The 19247-nt window shown below is 72.8% G+C and carries 22 protein-coding genes and 1 tRNA gene; 7 read left to right on the top strand and 16 right to left on the bottom strand.

All coding sequences use genetic code 11. From position 1 onward, the window contains the following. Positions 1-37 precede the first annotated feature (37 nt). Complete coding sequence (locus ACZ3I3_RS20955) at positions 38-526, bottom strand: MarR family winged helix-turn-helix transcriptional regulator (RefSeq protein WP_467367132.1); 489 nt, start codon at positions 524-526, stop codon at positions 38-40. Between the two features lie 216 nt (positions 527-742). Here ACZ3I3_RS20955 and ACZ3I3_RS20950 point away from each other — a divergent pair, with 216 nt between their 5' ends. Next, on the top strand, positions 743-940 hold the full coding sequence (locus tag ACZ3I3_RS20950) for a hypothetical protein (protein ID WP_467367131.1): 198 nt from the start codon (positions 743-745) through the stop codon (positions 938-940). A gap of 468 nt (positions 941-1408) precedes the next feature. Here ACZ3I3_RS20950 and ACZ3I3_RS20945 read toward each other — a convergent pair whose 3' ends face one another. The 8 genes from ACZ3I3_RS20945 to ACZ3I3_RS20910 all read right to left on the bottom strand — a co-directional run bounded on the left by ACZ3I3_RS20945 (position 1409) and on the right by ACZ3I3_RS20910 (position 5961). Further along, on the bottom strand, positions 1409-2314 hold the full coding sequence (locus ACZ3I3_RS20945) for an RNA polymerase sigma factor SigF (protein WP_243380166.1): 906 nt from the start codon (positions 2312-2314) through the stop codon (positions 1409-1411). Positions 2315-2628: 314 nt separating this feature from the next. Continuing rightward, entirely contained in the window at positions 2629-3447 is an 819-nt protein-coding gene (locus ACZ3I3_RS20940; protein WP_467367129.1) for an RNA polymerase sigma factor SigF, read from the bottom strand. 196 nt (positions 3448-3643) lie between these two features. Next, positions 3644-3937: a Dabb family protein gene (locus ACZ3I3_RS20935; protein ID WP_467367127.1), complete on the bottom strand. Its 294-nt coding sequence runs from the start codon at positions 3935-3937 to the stop codon at positions 3644-3646. Next, positions 3937-4113 carry a hypothetical protein gene (locus ACZ3I3_RS20930; protein ID WP_467367125.1) on the bottom strand — a complete coding sequence of 59 codons (177 nt, stop codon included), beginning with the start codon at positions 4111-4113 and terminating at the stop codon, positions 3937-3939. The genes ACZ3I3_RS20935 and ACZ3I3_RS20930 overlap by 1 nt, the downstream gene beginning before the upstream one ends. Positions 4114-4196: 83 nt before the next feature. Then, positions 4197-4281: transfer RNA gene (locus ACZ3I3_RS20925), tRNA-Ser, on the bottom strand. 55 nt (positions 4282-4336) lie between these two features. Further along, positions 4337-4768 (bottom strand): tRNA adenosine(34) deaminase TadA, encoded by a 432-nt coding sequence (gene tadA / locus ACZ3I3_RS20920; RefSeq protein WP_467367123.1) that lies wholly within the window; start codon positions 4766-4768, stop codon positions 4337-4339. A 56-nt stretch (positions 4769-4824) separates the two neighbouring features. Further along, positions 4825-5358 (bottom strand): tRNA adenosine deaminase-associated protein, encoded by a 534-nt coding sequence (locus ACZ3I3_RS20915; RefSeq protein WP_059419514.1) that lies wholly within the window; start codon positions 5356-5358, stop codon positions 4825-4827. A 300-nt stretch (positions 5359-5658) separates the two neighbouring features. Continuing rightward, positions 5659-5961: a hypothetical protein gene (locus tag ACZ3I3_RS20910; protein WP_467367121.1), complete on the bottom strand. Its 303-nt coding sequence runs from the start codon at positions 5959-5961 to the stop codon at positions 5659-5661. 132 nt (positions 5962-6093) lie between these two features. On the opposite strand from ACZ3I3_RS20910, the gene upp reads away from it, so the two are divergent. Then, positions 6094-6729, top strand: coding sequence for a uracil phosphoribosyltransferase (upp, locus tag ACZ3I3_RS20905; protein WP_037671908.1), 636 nt, complete (start codon positions 6094-6096; stop codon positions 6727-6729). 19 nt (positions 6730-6748) lie between these two features. On the opposite strand, the gene ACZ3I3_RS20900 is transcribed toward upp, so the two are convergent. The 6 genes from ACZ3I3_RS20900 to ACZ3I3_RS20875 all read right to left on the bottom strand — a co-directional run bounded on the left by ACZ3I3_RS20900 (position 6749) and on the right by ACZ3I3_RS20875 (position 10355). After that, on the bottom strand, positions 6749-7366 hold the full coding sequence (locus ACZ3I3_RS20900) for a LytR C-terminal domain-containing protein (protein ID WP_467367317.1): 618 nt from the start codon (positions 7364-7366) through the stop codon (positions 6749-6751). 119 nt (positions 7367-7485) lie between these two features. Then, positions 7486-7782: a type II toxin-antitoxin system VapB family antitoxin gene (locus tag ACZ3I3_RS20895; RefSeq protein ID WP_003991361.1), complete on the bottom strand. Its 297-nt coding sequence runs from the start codon at positions 7780-7782 to the stop codon at positions 7486-7488. A gap of 364 nt (positions 7783-8146) precedes the next feature. Then, a complete protein-coding gene (locus ACZ3I3_RS20890; protein ID WP_467367118.1) occupies positions 8147-8290 on the bottom strand; it encodes a hypothetical protein in 144 nt (47 codons plus the stop codon). Positions 8291-8358: 68 nt separating this feature from the next. Next, positions 8359-8640, bottom strand: coding sequence for a hypothetical protein (locus ACZ3I3_RS20885; RefSeq protein WP_467367116.1), 282 nt, complete (start codon positions 8638-8640; stop codon positions 8359-8361). 342 nt (positions 8641-8982) lie between these two features. Further along, on the bottom strand, positions 8983-9576 hold the full coding sequence (locus tag ACZ3I3_RS20880) for an HhH-GPD-type base excision DNA repair protein (RefSeq protein WP_467367114.1): 594 nt from the start codon (positions 9574-9576) through the stop codon (positions 8983-8985). A gap of 53 nt (positions 9577-9629) precedes the next feature. Continuing rightward, a complete protein-coding gene (locus tag ACZ3I3_RS20875; protein ID WP_467367112.1) occupies positions 9630-10355 on the bottom strand; it encodes a siderophore-interacting protein in 726 nt (241 codons plus the stop codon). A gap of 81 nt (positions 10356-10436) precedes the next feature. Here ACZ3I3_RS20875 and ACZ3I3_RS20870 point away from each other — a divergent pair, with 81 nt between their 5' ends. The 4 genes from ACZ3I3_RS20870 to ACZ3I3_RS20855 all read left to right on the top strand — a co-directional run bounded on the left by ACZ3I3_RS20870 (position 10437) and on the right by ACZ3I3_RS20855 (position 15640). Beyond that, a complete protein-coding gene (locus ACZ3I3_RS20870; RefSeq protein ID WP_467367110.1) occupies positions 10437-12530 on the top strand; it encodes a penicillin acylase family protein in 2094 nt (697 codons plus the stop codon). Further along, a complete protein-coding gene (locus ACZ3I3_RS20865) occupies positions 12523-13131 on the top strand; it encodes a GNAT family N-acetyltransferase (protein ID WP_467367108.1) in 609 nt (202 codons plus the stop codon). The genes ACZ3I3_RS20870 and ACZ3I3_RS20865 overlap by 8 nt, the downstream gene beginning before the upstream one ends. Continuing rightward, positions 13128-13607 (top strand): cupin domain-containing protein, encoded by a 480-nt coding sequence (locus ACZ3I3_RS20860; RefSeq protein WP_467367106.1) that lies wholly within the window; start codon positions 13128-13130, stop codon positions 13605-13607. The genes ACZ3I3_RS20865 and ACZ3I3_RS20860 overlap by 4 nt, the downstream gene beginning before the upstream one ends. A 179-nt stretch (positions 13608-13786) precedes the next feature. Then, complete coding sequence (locus tag ACZ3I3_RS20855) at positions 13787-15640, top strand: copper resistance CopC/CopD family protein (protein WP_467367315.1); 1854 nt, start codon at positions 13787-13789, stop codon at positions 15638-15640. Here the strand turns inward: ACZ3I3_RS20855 and ACZ3I3_RS20850 are convergent. After that, positions 15540-16529, bottom strand: coding sequence for a DUF72 domain-containing protein (locus tag ACZ3I3_RS20850; RefSeq protein WP_467367104.1), 990 nt, complete (start codon positions 16527-16529; stop codon positions 15540-15542). The two genes, ACZ3I3_RS20855 and ACZ3I3_RS20850, sit on opposite strands and share 101 nt — an antisense overlap. A 185-nt stretch (positions 16530-16714) precedes the next feature. Between ACZ3I3_RS20850 and ACZ3I3_RS20845 the strand changes: the two genes are divergently transcribed. Further along, entirely contained in the window at positions 16715-19246 is a 2532-nt protein-coding gene (locus ACZ3I3_RS20845) for a SpoIIE family protein phosphatase (RefSeq protein WP_467367103.1), read from the top strand. Position 19247: the final 1 nt, after the last annotated feature.

The raw sequence follows: 19247 nt of genomic DNA, 5'->3' as shown, positions 1-19247 counted from the left end.
ACCGGCTGGTGTGGTCGTTGCCATGGGCTTCCTTTTCTTACGTGCTTGCGGGTGTACGGGTGGTCTGTGCGACAGCGGGTGGTGCCGCCCGGGGCGCGGGGCGGCAGTCGAAGCTCTCCCTCAGCCGCGCCATCAGGTCCGTGAGCCGGCCGACGTCCTCGTCGGTCCAGTCGCCCAGGCGCTCGGCGAGGACCTCGGTGGTCCGCCGGGACAGCTCGTCGAGCTGTGCGTGGCCCGCCGGGGTGAGGCGCAGGATCCGGGAACGCTTGTCCGCGGGGTCGGGGGAGCGTTCGATCCAGCCCCGGTCCACGACGTGCGCGACATGGCGGCTGGTGACCGACATGTCCACCGCGAGCAGCTCCGCGAGCTTGCTCATGCGCATGTCGCCGTGGCGACCGAGGATGGTCAGTACGGTCGCCGAACCGCCGGGGCAGTCGGCCGGCATGATCCGGCCGAGCTCCCGCTTCACGGCGCCGAAGGCACTGAACTGGCGGACCAGCTCTTCGTACTGCGCCCTCTCGGCCATGACACCTCCCGCTTTCGTTGCTTAGGGCAACCATAGGAGCGGTTGGTTGCTACAGGCAAATAAAAAGGGGGTGGTGCGGCATAAAAAGTTGGCAAAGGCAAGTATTGCGGTAGTAAATGTGCAGGTCGTGAGGCTGGGGGGAGGGGTCGGGTGGGACTGAACGGAATGCCAACCCCCACTTGGGGAGCCCCGGCGTTTTCGCTAGGGTCTCGGGCCATGGCTAACAACCAGGCCCCGCAGGGCAATCACGACCCCGCCGGCAGCACCCAGATGTTCCGCGCGTTCGTCGACGAGGCGCCGCAGGGGCGGCAGGCCGCGGCGACGAGCGGTGGCGGGCCGCGTATCGGTCTCATCCTCGGCGTCGTCGCCGCCGTCGCGGTGATCGCGGCGGTGGCGTGGCTGGCGCTGGGCTGACGCCGGCCGCCGTGCGGCGCGTGCGGCGGTTTTACTGAAACTCGGAGCTGTCCGGCGTCGGGTGGGCCCGCAACACGGCGGCGCAGGGTGCCCGGCGTTGGCGCTCAGGCCGGGTGGGTTCGCAGCCCGGCGTCGCGGGGTGCCGCTGCGCCCACCCGTGCCGCCCCAAGCGGCACGACTGCCCGCAGCGGCTGCCAGCGGCAGCTGAGCGGGACCGGCGGCCCGCAGCTAAGGCGGCCACGGCGGCCTGCGGCAGCTGAGCCACCACGCGCCCGCAGCCGCCGACGCACGGAAGGGGACGTGTCGGGGGGTGTCCGCCCGCAGCGGTTGGCGCGTCAACGGACAGTCAGTCGGCGTCCGACCCCATCGCGCCGTTCCGAGGACGGACACCCCCCGGCGCGGCCCCGGCCCACCACCACCGGGTGGGCGACGGGGCGCGCTCAGTCCGACGCAGTCAGTCCGACGCGGTCAGTCCGAGATGAGGCCTTCCCGCAGCTGGGCCAGGGTCCTCGTCAGCAGGCGGGACACGTGCATCTGCGAGATGCCGACCTCCTCGCCGATCTGCGACTGGGTCATGTTCGCGAAGAACCGCAGCATGATGATCCGCCGCTCACGGGGCGGCAGCTTCGCCAGCAGCGGCTTCAGCGACTCCCGGTACTCGACGCCCTCCAGGGCGCTGTCCTCGTACCCCAGCCGGTCCGCCAGCGAGCCCTCGCCGCCGTCGTCCTCCGGCGCCGGGGAGTCCAGCGAGGACGCCGTGTACGCGTTCCCCACCGCCAGCCCGTCGACGACGTCCTCCTCGGACACCCCGAGCACGGACGCGAGTTCGGTGACCGTCGGCGAGCGGTCCAGCTTCTGCGAGAGCTCGTCGCTGGCCTTCGTCAGGGCCAGCCGCAGCTCCTGAAGCCGGCGCGGCACCCGCACCGACCACGACGTGTCGCGGAAGAACCGCTTGATCTCACCCACGACGGTCGGCATCGCGAACGTCGGGAACTCGACGCCCCGTTCGCAGTCGAACCGGTCGATCGCCTTGATCAGCCCGATCGTGCCGACCTGGACGATGTCCTCCATCGGCTCGTTGCGGGAGCGGAACCGCGCCGCCGCGTACCGCACCAGCGGCAGGTTGAGCTCGATCAGCGTGTCGCGGACGTACGCACGCTCGGGGCTGTCCTCGTCGAGCGCGGCCAGCCGCAGGAACAGGGAGCGGGACAGGGTGCGGGTGTCGATGGCCCCCGTGGCCACAAGCGCCGGGGCGGGCTCGGTCGCGAGCTCGGCCGGAACGTCGTCGATGGGGCCAAGTGAGTCGAGAGCATGGGGAGCTGTGTCGCTCTCCGCGAGCGTGAGCACCTTCGAGCTGCCCTGTTCTGCGGACATGCCACCCCCTTTGGGTCGCGGGACGGTCGCGGCGAACGCTCCCGTCTGAGGAACGCAGCCTTCACCTGAATACCGGAGCCGAAGCCCCGGCAAACGCGCTTCCCGCAGAATGTCACATGTCGGCAACACGCTGTAGTGACATGTCGACATCTGAGACGCCAATCCGCCCTGCAAGCAAGGGGTCTGACGCATTTTCGGCCCGCAACTGTCGGGAACGGCCCTGATGAGCGATTCCCTCTCCACGGTTACCACTCGCAACTGTTTGCGGTTACACGTCGAGGGGGCACGCAGCCGCCCACCACCCCGGTTCCCGGCTAGGCGTCGATCCGGTTCGCAGACCGCAACCGCTGGAAGCTACGCGCGAGTAGCCGAGAGACGTGCATCTGCGAGACGCCGAGTTCCGCGCTGATCTGAGACTGCGTGAGGTTGCTGTAGTACCGCAGCAGCAGGATCCGCTGCTCCCTCTCGGGCAGTTGGACGAGCAGATGCCGTACGAGATCCCGGTGCTCCACCCCGTCCAGCGCGGGGTCCTCGTAGCCGAGCCGGTCCAGCAGTCCCGGCAGCCCGTCGCCCTCCTGCGCGGCCTCCAGGGAGGTCGCGTGATACGACCGCCCGGCCTCGATGCAGGACAGCACCTCGTCCTCGGTGATGCGCAGCCGCTCGGCGATCTCCGCGGTCGTCGGGGTGCGCCCGAAGGCGGTCGTCAGGTCCTCGGTCGCGCTGTTGACCTGCACCCACAGCTCGTGCAGCCGGCGCGGCACATGGACCGTACGGACGTTGTCGCGGAAGTAGCGCTTGATCTCGCCGATCACCGTCGGCATCGCGAACGTCGGGAACTGCACGCCCCGGTCCGGGTCGAAGCGGTCGATGGCGTTGATGAGCCCGATGGTGCCCACCTGGACGACGTCCTCCATCGGCTCGTTGCGGGAGCGGAACCGGGCGGCCGCGTAGCGCACGAGGGGGAGGTTGGCCTCGATGAGCGCCCCGCGCACCCGGTCGTGCTCCGGCGTGCCCGGCTGGAGCTCCTTGAGCTGCGCGAAGAGGACCTGTGTGAGGGCACGGGTGTCCGCGCCGCGGCTCCGCTGCGGAGCCGGTTCCGAGGATGGTGCCTGAGGTGCGGTACTGGCCAGCACGGTCAACTCCACCTCGTCATCCGTCAACCCATCCGTCAACTCTCTCTTCCATCAAAAGCGGTCATAGCATCACAAGACATGTGCACTGTGTGCAAGCACCCCATAACTACGTGTTGAGGGATGAAATACGGCATAGATGTGCACCCACAGCAGAAGAGCCCCCCGTCGGAGCGACGGGGGGCTCGAAGCGGCGGGCTCAGAACTCGTAGTCGGCGATCACCCACGTGGCGAACTCGCGCCACAGCGCGACACCCGCCTGGTGGTCGGGATGGTCCACGTACCGGCGCAGCGCGTCCGCGTCGTCGAAGGCCGAGTTGATGGCGAAGTCATGGGCGATGGGGCGGTCGCTGACGTTCCAGCCGAGCTCCCAGAAGCGGATCTCGGGGATCGTGCCCTCGAGGGCACGGAAGGCCTCGACGCCCTTCACGACCCGCGGGTCGTCACGCTCGACACCTTCGTGGAGCTTGAAGAGGACCAGGTGGCGGATCATCACTTTCCTCCGTCGGCGACCCATGTGGCGAAGTCGCCGAGGGCGCGGGCGGCGTCCGATATGCCCTGGAAACCTATCAGCATGTAGTCGGCGGCCTTCTGCGGGTCCGTAATGATCACGTACATCACGAAGACCACGGCGACGTAGACGGCGACCTTCTTCGCGTTCACCGCCATCGCGGCCTCCCCTGTCACTGGTGTCCCATGCAGCGCACATGATCGCACGAAGGGCCCCGTCTGACGACGGGGCCCTTCTCCAGCGGTAGCGGAGGGATTTGAACCCTCGGTGACTTGCGCCACACTCGCTTTCGAGGCGAGCTCCTTCGGCCGCTCGGACACGCTACCGAGGGAGACCTTACAGCAAGGGGCGGCGTGCTTTGAAATCGATAAGCGGCGACGGTCATCGGCCGCGGAAGAACTCGGTGAGCAGCCCGGCGCACTCCTCGGCGAGCACGCCCTCGATCACCTCGGGCCGGTGGTTGAGCCGCCGGTCGCGGACCAGGTCCCAGAGGGAACCGGCCGCGCCGGCCTTCTCGTCGCGGGCGCCGTAGACGAGCCGGTCGAGGCGGGACTGCTGGATCGCGCCCGCGCACATCGTGCACGGCTCCAGCGTCACCACGAGGGTGCACCCGGCGAGCCGCCACCGGCCGAGTGCGGCCGCGGCCCGCCGGAGCGCGAGTACCTCCGCGTGGGCCGTCGGATCGCCGTCGGCCTCGCGTTCGTTGTGCCCGGCCGCGAGCACGGTCGTGCCGTCCGGCGCCAGGACGACGGCGCCGACGGGGACGTCCCCGCCCCGGACGGCCTCGGCGGCCTGGTCCAGGGCGAGTCGCATCGCGGGTCGCCAGGGGTCCCGTACGGGATCCGGTGGTCCCGGGGTGGTGCGTGCGGTCAGCGGACCGTCTCCAGGGTTTCCGAGGCGCCGAGGGCCTCGGCGATCTCCGTGACGGCGTCCGTCGCCAGCGAGCGCAGCTCCTTCTCGCTCACGCCGAGGTCGTCCAGGATCTGGGCGTCGCCGACCGGGCCGTGCGGCACGGCCTCGCCGGTTCCGGCGACCGGGTCACCGTCGTCCGCCTCGTCGTCGGAGTCACCGTCCTCCGTGCCGTCGAGATCGAGGGCGTCCAGGTCGTCCCCGTCGTCCGGATCGCGTCCGAGCAGCTCGTCGGTGAGGAGGATCTCGCCGTAGCTGCTGCGGGCAGCGGCGGCGGCGTCCGAGACGTAGATGCGAGGGTCCTCCTCGCCGTCCACGCGGACGACTCCGAACCAGGCGTCCTCCTGCTCGATGAGCACGAGCACCGTGTCCTCGTCGGGGGAGGCTTCACGGGCCAGGTCGGCCAGATCCGACAGGGTTTCCACATCGTCGAGCTCTGTGTCGCTCGCTTCCCACCCGTCTTCGGTGCGCGCGAGCAGTGCGGCGAAGTACACCGTGACTCTCCCACTGGTCATAGGCGTGCCGGTTGGGGGTCCCCCCGGCGGAGGTTGCGGGCGGGGAGTGCTCGTCCGAGCCCCACCCACTCGGAATCGTGGCAGAAACAAGGCGTTCAGGGGACGTCTTCGGCACCCTGTGTCCGGCAGTTCTGCTCGCACGCTCGTTGCCGCCACCTGCGGATCGTACGCGGCTTTCCCCCGCTCCACGCACGGGCCACCTCGACAACGTCCGCGCGGTTCGTGATCTTCCCCGGAGGTTTCCCCGGAGGATTCATCGGGGGTTTCCCCGGGCGTTTCCTACCAGCGGAACGTGCGCATGCGCATCGCGTGCCGCAGCCGGGCCACCTTGACGCGGCGCGGCTGGACGCGGTCGCGCAGCTCCCGGGCCTCGGCCAGATCGCGCAGGAACCGGGCGCGCCGCCGCCGGCGCTCGGCGTCGGTCTCGTCCGTCCCGTCCACCGGCTCGGCCTGGACGATCCGGGCAGGCGCACCGGACCTACGGGTCCTACCGGTCTCGTAGGCCCCGGTCTCGTATGTCTCCGCGGCCGGCGCGGGCCGTGCGCGCGGCGACGGATCGTCTCGGGAATCCCGGTCGGGCATCAGGCTCACCACCCCCAGTCCGTCTCTACCGCTTTCCCCCGGACGGGCGGTTTGACGCCGGCGTACGGGTGACGGGCGGACGGCGGGCTTGCCGTGCGGCCGGGGTCAACGGGCCCGGTTACTGTTGTCGGCATGCGTCTCCACGTCGTCGACCACCCTCTGGTCGCCCACAAGCTCACCACGCTGCGCGACCAGCGCACCGACTCCGCGACCTTCCGCCGTCTCGCCGACGAGCTGGTCACCCTGCTCGCCTACGAGGCCACGCGCGACGTGCGCACCGAACAGGTCGACATCAAGACGCCGGTGGCCACGACCACGGGCGTCAAGCTGTCCCACCCGCGTCCGCTGGTGGTGCCGATCCTGCGGGCCGGCCTCGGGATGCTGGACGGCATGGTGCGGCTGCTGCCGACCGCCGAGGTGGGCTTCCTCGGCATGATCCGCAACGAGGAGACGCTCCAGGCCTCCACGTACGCCACGCGGATGCCGGAGGACCTGTCGGGCCGTCAGGTGTATGTGCTGGACCCGATGCTCGCCACCGGCGGCACGCTGGTCGCGGCGATCCAGGAGCTGATCCGGCGCGGCGCCGACGACGTGACCGCCGTGGTGCTGCTGGCCGCGCCGGAGGGCGTCGAGGTCATGGAGCGCGAGCTGGCGGGCACCCCGGTGACGGTCGTGACCGCGTCGGTCGACGAGCGCCTGAACGAGCACGGCTACATCGTGCCGGGCCTCGGCGACGCGGGGGACCGGATGTACGGCGCGGCCGAGTAGGCCCCGTGCCCCGGGCCGCTCAGCAGCCCTTCTTCGACGTCGGCGCCGGCTCGGGCGTGGCCAGCTTGGTCAGGGCCCGGTCGGCGTCCGGCTTCGTCGCCAGCTCCTTGAAGCCGTCGCCGATGACGAGGTCGAGGGCGGTGCCCTTGCGGGCCGCCTCGGTACGCCGTTCGGCGCCCGGGAGCTGGGTGCCGAGCACCGGCAGCGAGGTGTCGAGGGCGGAGGCGGGGCCGAGCAGCACGCCGGTGCCCTTGACCTTCTTGTCGTACTGCTTGGTCGCGTTGCCCACGTCGCCGATCTTGAAGCCGCGCTTCTTCAGCTCGTCGGCGGTCTTCTTCGCCAGGCCGCTGCGGGTGGTGGCGTTGAGGACGTTGACCGTGATCGCACGCGGTTCGGGCAGGGCCTTGGCGCGGGGCGAGGGGCTCGCCTTGGTCCTGGGGGCGCAGTCCGTCCCGCTGCCGGCCGCCGAGGCACTTTCGCCGCCGCCGGTGAAGACGTCGATGAGCTGCCACGTGCCCCAGCCGCCCACGCCGAGCACGGCGGCCGAGACGACGACCAGCCCGACGAGCCTGCCGCGCCGCCGGGGCCGGCGCATCCGCGGGTACTTGTTTCCCTTGATGCGGTATTTGCCGCCCATGCCGGGGGGAGTCAGCATGCTCATGAGCGCAGCGTAGTGGGCCTGGGCGACGATGCCTACTAGATGATCATTCGACGTCGCCCAGCAGACCCGAAAGGGTCAACCCGTGACCGGCGGGGTCAGTCGAGTTCGAGCACGCGCGCGTGCAGCACCTGACGCTGCTGGAGCGCCGCCCGCACCGCGCGGTGCAGGCCGTCCTCCAGGTACAGGTCGCCCTGCCACTTCACGACGTGCGCGAAGAGGTCGCCGTAGAACGTGGAGTCCTCGGCGAGGAGCGTCTCGAGATCGAGCTGCTGCTTGGTCGTCACGAGCTGATCGAGGCGGACCGGGCGCGGCGCGACGTCCGCCCACTGCCGGGTGCTGTCCCGGCCGTGGTCGGGGTACGGCCGGCCGTTTCCGATGCGCTTGAAGATCACACGGAAAGCCTACCGGGCGGGACCTTCCGGGCGCAGCCGTGGCGGCGGAGTGCGGCGCTGAAAAAAACCCCACAAGGCGGTATGAACCGGGAACCGGGGTGTGAATATGCCGGAGCGCGAGACCGTGCCGGCGGCCCTGTGCGCCCGAGGCGGGCCGGCCGGCTCCAGGCCCGCGCCGCCGCGGCGTTCCCGGAGTGGATCCCGCAATGCGTGCGCCTGATTCGCCCGAAAGGGGGCGGCGCGGACTGGACGGCGGATCACGCGCTCGCTCTTCGGGACGGCCCGGCGACCGGGGCGGCGGAGGCGCCGGCCTGGCCTCGGCCTGGCCGTCACCGCCTCCGCCTCTGCGGCTCGGTCAGCCGCGTTACCTCTCCTTCGGGGGCTGCTGCCGCTCCCGCGTCTGCTGCCCGGACGGGCGCTGAGGCTGCGGCTGGGACGGCTTGGGGGTGTTGCGGACGGCCTCGGCGCGCAGGAGGGCGCGCAGGACCGCGTACGGGTCTTCGAGCATGGCTGTGTTCCTCGTTCCGTTTGCTGCGCATGGCTGCGTACGGGCTGACGGACAGGTGTCCGGTCCCGTCAGCAGCGCAGGACCTCGGAACGCAGGGGCCGGGGGTCGTGCCGCGGCCCCTGCGGCACGGGCACGGGGTGCGGCGCGGTGTACGCGGACCCGGGGCTCGGGAGCGGGGCGGGGCGCAGGGGGACGGCGGTGCGCCGGCCGCTCCGGGCCGGTGGGCGCAGGGCGGTGTCCAGGACGTCGCACTCGACGGCCGTGCTCTCCGTGGAGACAGCGGCCGTCGGCCCTGCGTGCGCCGCGGCGTGCGCGCCGGGCACGAGCAGGGCGAGCAGCAGGACGAGCACCCGCGGCCACGTCCTCCGACGGGTGGCGCGGGGGGCCGGCTGCGGTGCGGGGTTCACGGGAGGTGGTTCCCCGCCGCGGGTACGCGGTTCATCCCGCCGGCTGCGAGTTCCGCTCGCTCGGCGTACGGCGACCCCGGTGGCGCAGGGCGATGACGTCGGGCCCCGAGCCCCGGGGCGGGCGGGGCGCGTGCCGGTGGAGAGGGCCGCGCTCCGGTCCCCGGGGGGAGCCGCTCGATGGCTCGCTCATGATCCATGCTTGGCCCGCCCGGAACGCTCCCGCCACCTGGGACGGGCCGCACGGCTGATGGCTACGAGGGCCGGGGCCGGGGACCCCGCGGTCCGCTACTTGCCCGTCGCCTTCGCCGCCTTGGCCGCTGCCTTCATTTCCTGTTTGTGGGCCCGGACCTTCGCCAGCGACTCGGGGCCGGTGATGTCGGCCACCGAGCGGAAGGACTTCGGCTCGCCGTAGGAGCCCGCGGCCTCCTGCCAGCCCGGCGGCCGCACGCCGAGCTGCTTGCCGAGCAGGGCCAGGAAGATCTGGGCCTTCTGCTTGCCGAAGCCGGGCAGCTCGGCCAGCCGCTTCAGGAGTTCCTTGCCGGTCGTGGCGTCCTTCCAGACGGCCTCGGCGTCACCGTCGTAGTGCTCGACGAGGTACTGGCACAGCTGCTGGATCCGCTTGGCCATGGAACCCGGGTAGCGGTGCACCGCCGGCTTCTGGGAGAGCAGCGCGGCGAAGGCCTCGGGGTCGTGCGCGGCGATCTCGTGCGCGTCCAGGTCGTCCGTGCCGAGCCGCTGGGCGATGGTCGCCGGGCCCTTGAACGCCCACTCCATCGGGATCTGCTGGTCGAGCAGCATCCCGACCAGCGCGGCGAGCGGACTGCGCCCGAGCAGCGCGTCGGCCTCGGGGTCCTGGGCGAGGTGAAGAGTGACGTCCATGCCCCGATCATCCCCCGGTGCGGGCCCGGCCGCGTCCCGAGGCCCGCCCGGTCCTACGACGTCGGCCGCCAGTAGCCCAGCGCGTGCACCCGCTGCTTGGGCAGGCCCAGTTCCTTGCGGACGTATGCCGCGAGTGACCGGGTCGTCGTCGTGTCGCAGGCGATCCAGACGTACGGGTCGGACGTGCCCTGGAGCAGGCCCGGCAGGTCCGCCCTCACCTGCTCGACCAGGTGCGCGCCGGAGTCCTGGCGCGGCACCTTGCGCAGCTCGTGCCGGGCCGGGTCGGTGCGGAACGGCAGATCGTCGTCGCCGCCCTCGAACCAGACGGTGGCCGGGGCGGAGCCGAGCGCGTCCAGCAGGGAGTTGACGGCCGGCAGAGAGGCAGGGTCGCCGACGGCGAAGACGTGGGAGGGAGCGGGGTCGGGGTGCTCGAAGCCGGTGCCCTGGACCGTCGCCTCGATGGTGTCGCCGGGCTTGGCCGCCCTGGCCCAGTCGCTGGCGCAGCCCTCGTGCAGGGCGAACTCCAGGCTGAACGTCCCGGCCGCCGGGTCCGGGTCGACCAGGGTGTAGGCCCGCTGGTGGGGCTTGCCCGCGTTGTCGAACCACAGCCGTACCCACATGGTCGGGTGCACGCCGGCCGCCGCGAGCAGACCGCCGTCGGTGAAGCGCAGCCGCCGGTAGTCCGGGGTGACGTCCTCCGCCTCGGTCACGGTGAACACGAAATCCTTGGCGCGCAGCAGTTTGAGGACCGCGCCCTCCCAACCCCGCCCCTGCCCCATCCCGTATTCACCCTTCAAGTACGATTCCCGCCACAGTTATGACTTAGGCAAGGCTAACCTAAAGGAAGGTGGGGGCGCAGCGTGGCAAACGAGATCTACCGCGACGCCTGGGGCATTCCGCATCTGCGCGCGGGCGGCGCGGCCGAACTCGCCCACGCCCAGGGCCTCGTCACCGCCCGCGACCGGGCCTGGCAGCTGGAGGTCGAGCGGCACCGGGCCCAGGGCACCTCGGCGTCCTTCCTCGGCGAGAGCGCCCTGCCCTGGGACCGGTTCGCCAGACGCGCCAGACTCGACGACACCGCCAGACGCTGCTTCACGGACCTGGAGAGACGGGACCCCGAGACGGCCGACTGGCTGCGGGCGTACGTGGAGGGGGTCAACGGCGGGCTGGCGGCGGGCGCCGACGCGGCCCCCGAGTTCGCCCGCGCCCACCTCACCCCCGGCACCTGGCACCCCTGGACCCCGCTCGGCGTCTGGCTCGCCACCCACATCCTCTTCGCCGGGTTCCCGGCCAAGCTCTGGCGTGAGCAGGTCGCGGCCCGCCTGGGCGCGGACGCCATCGGCCTGTTCGCCACCGACGGCCCCGGCACGTCCGGCAGCAACGGCTGGCTGGTGAGCGGGGAGCGGACCGTCACCGGGCGGGCGGTCATCGCCGGTGATCCCCACCGCTGGATCGAGGACCCGGGCGTCTACCAGCAGATCCGCCTGTCCTGCCCGGAGTTCGACGTCGTCGGCCTGGCCGTCCCCGGTGTCCCCGGCATCGCCCACTTCGGGCACACCGGCACGGTCGCCTGGGCCATCACCAACGCCATGGCCGACTACCAGGACCTGTACCGGGAGCGGCTGCGGCGCACCGGCGCCGGGGTGGAAGCCCTCGGCCCGGACGGGGTCTGGCACCGCGCCGCCCGGCACACGGAGGTCGTCGAGGTGGCGGGCCAGGAGCCGGTCGAGGTCGAGGTCATCGAGACCGAGCGGGGCCCGGTGGTCATCGGCGGTCCCGAGGGACTCGACGGCGACCCGACGGACCCGGCCGGACCGCCCGTCGCGATCAGCCTGCGCCACCCGCCCCGCGCCACCGGCGACCTCGGCTTCGGCGCCCTGCTGCCGCTGCTGCGGGCCCGCCGGGTCGCCGACGTGGACCGCGCGTTCGACCGCTGGGCCGAGCCGGTCAACGTCGTCCAGGCCGCCGACACCGAGGGCGGTGTCCTGCACCGCGTCGCCGGGCGGGTGCCGCTGCGCGCCGAGGCCAACCGCCTGCGCCTGGTGCCCGCCTGGGATCCCGGGCACGCGTGGCAGGGCTGGCAGGAGACGCCCCGCGCCGGGCTCACCGACGGCGTCGCCGTCATGGCCAACCAGCGCGGCCCGGCCGCACCCCTCGGCGTCGAGTTCGCCCCGCCCCACCGCCACGACCGCATCACCGAGCTGCTCGCCGGCAAGGACCGCTGGTCCGCCGCCGACATGCCCGCGATCCACACGGACACCCACCTCGCCTCCGCGTCCGCCCTCCTGGACCACCTCCGGGGCCTCGACTCCCTCACCCCCGAGGCCTCCGCCCTCCGGGACCGCCTCCTCGCCTGGAACCGCCGCATGGACGCCGGCAGCGCCGACGCGGCCCTCTACTCGGCGGTGCGCAGTGCCGTCGTACGGCAACTGGCGGCGCATCCCGCCTTCGCCGCACTCGCCACACCGCCGCCGTATCCGGAGGTGTTCCAGCCCTGGCTGGCCCTCCTCCCCCGCGTGGGCTTCGCCCTCGAACACCTGCTGCGGGCCGAGGAACTGTACGGAATCGACCGCCCGTCGGCCGTGCGCGCGGCGGTCGAGGAGGTGGCCGCCCGGCCGCCCGCCGGTGTCTGGGGCGACACCCACCGGCTCGCCCCCTGGCGGGCCCTGGAGCCGGAGACGCCGTACGACGAACCGGGGCTGTCCGGCGACCACGACTGCGTGCTGTGCACCTCGGGCGTGCCGGGTCTCACCGACCGCGCCGCACGCGGCCCGGCGGCCCGGTACGTCTGGGACCTGGCCCGGCGCGAGGACAGCCGCTGGGTCGTCCCGCTCGGCGCCTCGGGCGTCCCCGGCTCACCCCACCACCGCGACCAGCTCCCCCTGTGGCTCGCCGGCGACCTCGTCCCGGTCGTCACCGACTGGACCCTGCTGAAGAAGGAGACCGATGTCTGACCCGTACGCCTCCCGCACGGCCGTCCACGAGCAGGTGACCGACGGCTTCGGCACCGTCCGCGTCCTGCCGCTGGACCCGGAGGCCGACGCCGGGACGGTCCACCGCTGGGTGAGCGAGGAGCGGGCCTCCTTCTGGGGCATGACCGGCCTCACCGAGCGTCAGGTCGCCGAGATCTACGCCCACATGGACACCCTCACCACCCACCACGCCTACCTCGTCGTCCGCGACGGCGAGCCGGTCGCCCTCCTCCAGACCTACGAGCCCGAGGCGGACCGGGTCAGCGAGTGCTACGACGTCCGCCCCGGCGACATCGGCGTCCACCTGCTGGTCGCCCCCGCCGGCCCGGGCGGCGCGCGCTCCGGCTGGACCGCACGGCTGGTGACCGCCGTCGCCCGGTACGTCCTGCTCGGCCTGGACCGCCGGAGGATCGTGGTCGACCCGGACGTCCGCAACGAGAAGGCGGTCGCCCGCTTCCTCACCATGGGCTTCACGGCGGGGCCGGTGGTCGTCCTGCCGGAGATCGACCTGCCGGACGTGTATCTGCCCGAGAAGAAGGCCCAGCTCGCCTTCCTCGACCGGGAGATACTCTTCCCCGCGTGACGCCCGACGACCTCATCGCTCACTACGGCCTGGAGCCGATCCCCCAAGAGGGCGGCCTGTTCCGCCAGACCTGGGCCGGTCCCGAGCGCCCCGACGGCAGACCGGAGGGCACGGCGATCGTCGCGCTCCTCACAGCGGACGACTTCTCCGCCCTCCACCGCCTGCCGACCGACGAGATCTGGCACTTCTACCTCGGCGATCCCCTGGAGCTCCTCCTGCTCGCCCCGGACGGCAGCACGCGGACGGCGGTGCTCGGTCCTGACGTCCTCGGCGGCCAGCACGTCCAGTTCACGATCCCGGCGGGCACATGGATGGGCGGCAGGGTGCGCGAGGGCGGGCAGTGGACCCTGTTCGGCTGCACGATGGCACCCGGCTTCACGTTCGAGGGCTATGAGCACGGGGATGCGGCGGAGCTGACGGCGCGCTATCCGGCAGTGGCGGACCGCATCCCAGGACTGTGCCGACCTGCTTTTTAGGGGCGCGGGGAACTGCGCGAACAACCCCCACACACCCGCAGCCGCCAATCCACAGCCACCGACCTCCCCCGCTGAGCGCTCCGCAACTCCCATCCGTACATAACCGGGAGCCGTACAGCCCGACCCCGGAGACCCACGTGGAGCGCAATGTCGGACACCCCCGGCGATTCCAAGCCCTGGTGCTGCTCGGCACCGTGCTGGTACTGCTCCTCGCAGGAGCAACCCCCGCCTCGGCCCACGCCGCCCTCCGCAGCACCGACCCCGACGACGGATCGGTCGTCCGGCAGGCCCCCCGCCACCTCACCCTGACGTTCACCGAATCCGTAGGCCTGCTCGACGACTCCTTCCGCGTCTTCGGCCCGGACCAGCGCCGCGTGCACACCGGCGAGGCCGAGCACGCGGACGGCCGTTCCGACACGGCCCGCGTCGGACTGCCCGGGAAACTCGCCCAGGGCACCTACACGGTGGCCTGGCGGGTGGTGTCCGCCGACAGCCACCCGGTCTCCGGCGCCTTCACCTTCTCCGTCGGCAAACGGTCCGCGACGACCGCGCCCGTCGACACCGGCCCGGACGAGGACCCGCTGACCGGCGGTCTCTACGACGCCGCCCGCTATCTCGCCTACCTCGCCGCCGCCCTGCTCGTCGGCACAGTGGCGTTCGCACTGCTGTGCCGACCCGCGGACACGTCCCCGCTGCGCAGACCACTGGTGGCCGCCTGGTGGACCCTGTTCGGCTCGACGGTCGTCCTGCTGTTGCTGCGCGCCCCGTACGAGACGGGCGCGAGTCCCGCCGCGGCCTTCGACCTCTCCGCCCTCGAACGCACGGTGACCGGCCGCCCGGGTCTGGCCCTGCTCGCCAGGCTGGCCGTCCTCCTGCTGACCGCCGCCCTCCTGCTGCGGCTGTCCCGGCACCGCGACCGCCGGGAGCCCGTGCTGCGGGCGGTGGGCGCGACCCTGGCCGTCGCCCTGGCCCTGACCTGGGCGGCGGCCGAGCACGCCTCCGCCGGGATCCAGGTGCCGCTGGCGATGACGTCGTCCGTGCTGCACCTGATCGCGACGGGTGTCTGGCTCGGCGGCCTCGTGGCGCTGCTGCTGACCCTGCGCCGGGCCTCCGTCGACGCGCTGACGGAGGTCGTGCCCCGCTTCTCCCGGATCGCCTTCGCCTCGGTGACCGTCCTGGCCGTCACCGGGCTCTACCAGTCCTGGCGCGGCCTCGGCTCACTCGCCGCGCTGACCGGCACGTCGTACGGCCGGCTGCTGCTGGCCAAACTGGTCGCGGTGACCGCGCTGCTGCTGGCGGCCGGATACTCGCGCCGGTGGACGGCCCGCCTCGCGGCACCGGCGGCCGCCGCCACGCGGACGGCCGTACCGGAACGGGTGGCACAGCCGGTCGGAGCCGGGGCGCCGGCCCAGCCGGAGGGGCCGGACGAGCCCGGCGAATCCAGCGCGGCAGAGGAGCCGGAGAAGCCGGAGGGGGCGTCGGAGGAACCGGAGAAGGCGTCCGAGCCGGCCCCCGAGTCCGGCGACGCGGACATCCGCCGTCGCGGTCTGCGCCGCTCCGTCCTCGTCGAGGTCGCCGTCGCCGCCGTGGTGCTGCTGATCACGACACTGCTCACCACCACGCTGCCGGGCCGGGCGCAGGCCGAGGCCGCACAGCGGTCCCCGGTGGGTGCGCTGCCGCCCACGACCCTCGCCTCGGTGCCCTTCGACACCGGTGGCAGCTCCGGCACCCTGTCCGGCCGCGGCACCGTGGAGGTCACCCTGGATCCGGCCCGGGTCGGCGAGAACGGCGTCCAGGCCGTGGTCTACGGCGCCGACAAGGGGCTGATCGTCGTCCCCGAGGTCCGCATCACCTTCACCCTCCCCTCCCGGAAGGTCGGCCCGATCGACGCCGGACTCACCGACGTCGGCGGCTACTGGAGCGCCAACTCCGTCAATCTGCCCCTCGCCGGGACGTGGACGATGAAGACGACCGTGCGGGTGTCGGACGTGGACCAGGTGACGGTGGAGAAGCAGGTGCGGATCGTGCCCTAGGCACCCTCGGTGCTGCCCCAGGCACCCTCGGTGCCGTCGGCCGGTCGTCGTCCAGGAGCCGTGTCATGCACTCGGCGGCGCGGACGGCTGCGTCGCCGCAGCAGTTGTTGAACAGGACGTGGACCTGTCCGGTCCGCTCGGCCAGCCGGCGCACGCGGGGCAGCCACTCGGCGAGTTCGTGCTCGCCGTACGCGTACCGGAACCGGTCCTCCTTGCTGCCGGTACCCCAGGCGGTGCTGCGTCCGTGGAACCGTACGACGGACAGCCGGGGTGAGGTGACGGGCGTGACGGGCGGTATCGACGAGGGCAGCGTCTGCGTCATGTCGACGGCGACCGCGGCCATGCCGAGCCGGGTGAGCAGCGCGCCCGTCGCCTCCTCCCGCCCCGGCTCCCACCACGAGGGATGCCGGAACTCCACGGCGACGGGCCACCCGCGGGTCCGCTCGGCGCACCCCTGGAGGAAGGCCTCCGCCCGCTCCCCGGGCCGGAACCACGGCGGGAACTGGAACAGCACGCTCCCCAGCCGCCCGGCCCGCCGCAGCGGCTCGATCCCGGCCGTGAACCGGGCCCACACCTCGTCGAGCACGCCAGGGTCGCGGTGGTCGGCCGGCAGCCCGGCCGGCATCGCCGCCTCCCTGGTGGGGTGCCCGGTCAGCAGCGAGAACGCCTTCACGTCGAACACGAACCCGTCCGGTGTCCGCTCGGCCCACAGCCGGCTGTTCCGCTCGCTCGGCAGCGCGTAGTACGAGGCGTCGACCTCGACGACCGGGAAGCGCTCGGCGTAGTGCCGTAACCGCCCCTCCGCGTCCCGCCGCCCCGCCGGATACCAGCCGCTGCCGACCAGGGCCCGGTCGGTCCAGGAACACGTGCCCACCAGGATCTCGCCCATGGGGCACCGGTTACCCGGGCGGGGCGGCGGCAGGCTCCCGGCAGGGCCGTGGCAGCAGGGTAAGGGCCGTCACAATCGGGGTAATCAGGGGATAGGTCACATATCGGATGACTGTCCTCCGAGTATCCGGAGCACCGCAGATTCCCTGCCAGCGCAGACTCCCCGCCAGAGCGAGATGACCGATCATGGAGCAGCCCGTCACCGTCGGCCGGGCCGGCCACCGGGCCGACCGGTCGCTCGGAGCGGAACCCCGAGTCCCCCCAGTCCCCCAGGCTCCCGAAGCCCCCGACGGCCCCGAAACGCCGGAGGCCCTCGCGGAGCTCGTCGGCGAGTCCCTCACCGCCCGCGTCACCCTCGACGAGCAGGGCAGGGTGACCGGCTGGAACATGGGCGCCGAGCGGCTCCTCGGGTACTCGGCCCGGCAGATGACCGGCCGCCCCGCCGCCGACCTGCTGGCCGAGCCGGTCCCGGCCCGGGGCGGCGGCCTGCCCGCGCTCGCCGACCTGCCCCGGTGGAACGGCGAGGTCAGGCTCCGGCACCACGACGGCCGGAAACTGACCGTCCCCGTCCTCGCCCACCACAGGACGCCCGGCACCGGCGCCCCCGCCTGGCTCCTCCTGTCCGCCCTGACCCGCCGGCAGCCCCGGGCCGGCCTCGACGAATCCCTCGTGAGCTGGAGCTTCACCCAGTCCCCGTGCTGCGCCCTCGCGCTCTACGACACCCGGCTCCGGCTCAGGCGGGCCAACGAGGCCATGCAGCGGGCCATGGGGCTCACCGAGGACGAGATGCTGGGCCTGCGCGTCTCCGAGATCGTCGACGACGAGGCCGGTGCGCAGGCGGAACGCAGCATGGCCCGGGTGCTGCGGTCCGGTGAGCCGCAGTACGAGGAGAACTACCTGCGCGCCCCGGGCGAGACCCGCGAGCACGCCTGGTCGGTCTTCGAGTCCGCGCTGCGGGACGCCGAGGGCACGATCCAGGGTGTCTGCATCTCCGCGCACGACATGACGGAACAGTTCTGGGCGCGCAAGCGGCTCCAGCTGATCGCCGAGGCCGGCCGGCGCATCGGCGGCACGCTCGACGTGCGGCGCACGGCCGAGGAGCTGACGGACGTCACCGTCCCGGCCCTGGCCGACTTCGTCAGCGTCGATCTGCTCGCCGCGCTGGACGACGTACCCGAACCGCCCGCCCGGGTCCTTCCGGCGGACGGGCCGCTGCTGCTGCGGCGGGTGGCGCTGCGGTCCGTGACCCCGGGGGCCCCGGAGGCGGTCGTGGCGGCCGGCCAGGTGGACGCCTACCCCGAGGGTTCGGCGCCCTACGAGAGCCTGCGCGCGGGACGCCCCACCCTGCACGAGGTGACCGACCCGGCGTTCGCGGCGTGGCTCGCGCACGACCCGGAGCGGGCCGCGCGAATCCGGGCGTTCGGCATCCACTCGGTGATGACCGTGCCGCTCACCGCCCGCGGCACCACGCTGGGAGTCGCGTTCCTCGTCCGGTACCGCAACCCCGAGACCTTCCGGCACGACGACCTGCTCCTGGCCGGGGAACTGGCCGCCAGGGCCGCGGTCAGCATCGACAACGCCCGCCGCTACACCCGGGAGCGTGCCACGGCCGTCACGCTCCAGCGCAGCCTGCTGCCGCGGCGGCTGCCCCGGCAGGCGGCGGTCGAGGTCGCCTCCCGCTACCTGCCGGCGGGCGGGCACGCCGGCGTCGGCGGGGACTGGTTCGACGTCATCCCCCTGTCCGGAGCGCGGGTGGCCCTGGTCGTCGGCGACGTCGTCGGCCACGGCCTGCACGCCTCCGCGACCATGGGCCGGCTGCGGACGGCCGTACGCACCCTGGCCGACATCGACCTGCCGTGCGACGAGCTCCTCACGCACCTGGACGACCTGGTCGCCCGGCTGAGCGTGGAGGGGGAGCACGGGGAGGACGGCGAGACCTCCGGGGACGTGGGCGCGACCTGCCTGTACGCCGTGTACGACCCCGTGTCGCGGCGCTGCTGCTTCGCCGGGGCCGGGCATCCGATGCCGGCCGTGGTGAGGCCCGACGGGAGGGCCGAGCTGATCGAACTCCCGGCCGCGCCGCCGCTCGGCATGGGCAGCCTGCCCCACGAGGCCACCGAGGTGGTCCTGCCCGAGGGCAGCCTGCTCGTTCTCTACACCAACGGCCTGATCGAGAACCGGGACCGGGACCCCGACGCCGGCGTCCACCGGCTGCGGGAGGTCCTCGCCCGCCCGGCGCCCTCGCTGGACGCCCTGTGCGACAGCGTGCTGGCCGACCTGCTGCCGCAGCGCCCGGCCGACGACGTGGCCCTGCTCGTCGCCCGCACCCGGGCGCTCGACGCGAGCCAGGTCGCCACCTGGGCGGTGCCGGACGACCCGTCCGCGGTCGCCCAGACCCGCAAGGACGTGGTGGCGCAGCTGGAGAGGTGGGGGCTGTCGGACGCGGTCTTCGTCACCGAACTGGTCGTCAGCGAACTCGTCACCAACGCCATCCGGCACGCGCAGCCGCCGATCCAGCTCCGTCTGATCCACGACAACAGCCTGATCTGCGAGGTCTCCGACGGCGGCAACACCGCTCCCCACCTGCGGCGTGCCCGCACCTACGACGAGGGCGGGCGCGGCCTGCTCCTCGTGGCCCAGCTGACCGAGCGCTGGGGCACGCGCCAGGGCGCCGCGGGCAAGACCATCTGGGCGGAACAGACACTGCCTCTCCAGTGAG

Source organism: Streptomyces sp. NPDC016851 (genome assembly GCF_055562795.1).
Note: the sequence above shows the minus strand (reverse complement) of the source record. Positions and strands in the feature narration are given on the sequence as shown.

Coding starts and splice junctions, on each gene's coding strand:
- ACZ3I3_RS20955 (WP_467367132.1), bottom strand. CDS start 526: ATGGCCGAGAGGGCGCAGTACGAAGAGCTGGTCCGCCAGTTCAGTGCC.
- ACZ3I3_RS20950 (WP_467367131.1), top strand. CDS start 743: ATGGCTAACAACCAGGCCCCGCAGGGCAATCACGACCCCGCCGGCAGC.
- ACZ3I3_RS20945 (WP_243380166.1), bottom strand. CDS start 2,314: ATGTCCGCAGAACAGGGCAGCTCGAAGGTGCTCACGCTCGCGGAGAGC.
- ACZ3I3_RS20935 (WP_467367127.1), bottom strand. CDS start 3,937: ATGATCCGCCACCTGGTCCTCTTCAAGCTCCACGAAGGTGTCGAGCGT.
- ACZ3I3_RS20930 (WP_467367125.1), bottom strand. CDS start 4,113: ATGGCGGTGAACGCGAAGAAGGTCGCCGTCTACGTCGCCGTGGTCTTC.
- tadA (WP_467367123.1), bottom strand. CDS start 4,768: ATGCGACTCGCCCTGGACCAGGCCGCCGAGGCCGTCCGGGGCGGGGAC.
- ACZ3I3_RS20910 (WP_467367121.1), bottom strand. CDS start 5,961: ATGCCCGACCGGGATTCCCGAGACGATCCGTCGCCGCGCGCACGGCCC.
- upp (WP_037671908.1), top strand. CDS start 6,094: ATGCGTCTCCACGTCGTCGACCACCCTCTGGTCGCCCACAAGCTCACC.
- ACZ3I3_RS20900 (WP_467367317.1), bottom strand. CDS start 7,366: ATGGGCGGCAAATACCGCATCAAGGGAAACAAGTACCCGCGGATGCGC.
- ACZ3I3_RS20890 (WP_467367118.1), bottom strand. CDS start 8,290: ATGCTCGAAGACCCGTACGCGGTCCTGCGCGCCCTCCTGCGCGCCGAG.
- ACZ3I3_RS20880 (WP_467367114.1), bottom strand. CDS start 9,576: ATGGACGTCACTCTTCACCTCGCCCAGGACCCCGAGGCCGACGCGCTG.
- ACZ3I3_RS20875 (WP_467367112.1), bottom strand. CDS start 10,355: ATGGGGCAGGGGCGGGGTTGGGAGGGCGCGGTCCTCAAACTGCTGCGC.
- ACZ3I3_RS20865 (WP_467367108.1), top strand. CDS start 12,523: ATGTCTGACCCGTACGCCTCCCGCACGGCCGTCCACGAGCAGGTGACC.
- ACZ3I3_RS20850 (WP_467367104.1), bottom strand. CDS start 16,529: ATGGGCGAGATCCTGGTGGGCACGTGTTCCTGGACCGACCGGGCCCTG.
- ACZ3I3_RS20845 (WP_467367103.1), top strand. CDS start 16,715: ATGGAGCAGCCCGTCACCGTCGGCCGGGCCGGCCACCGGGCCGACCGG.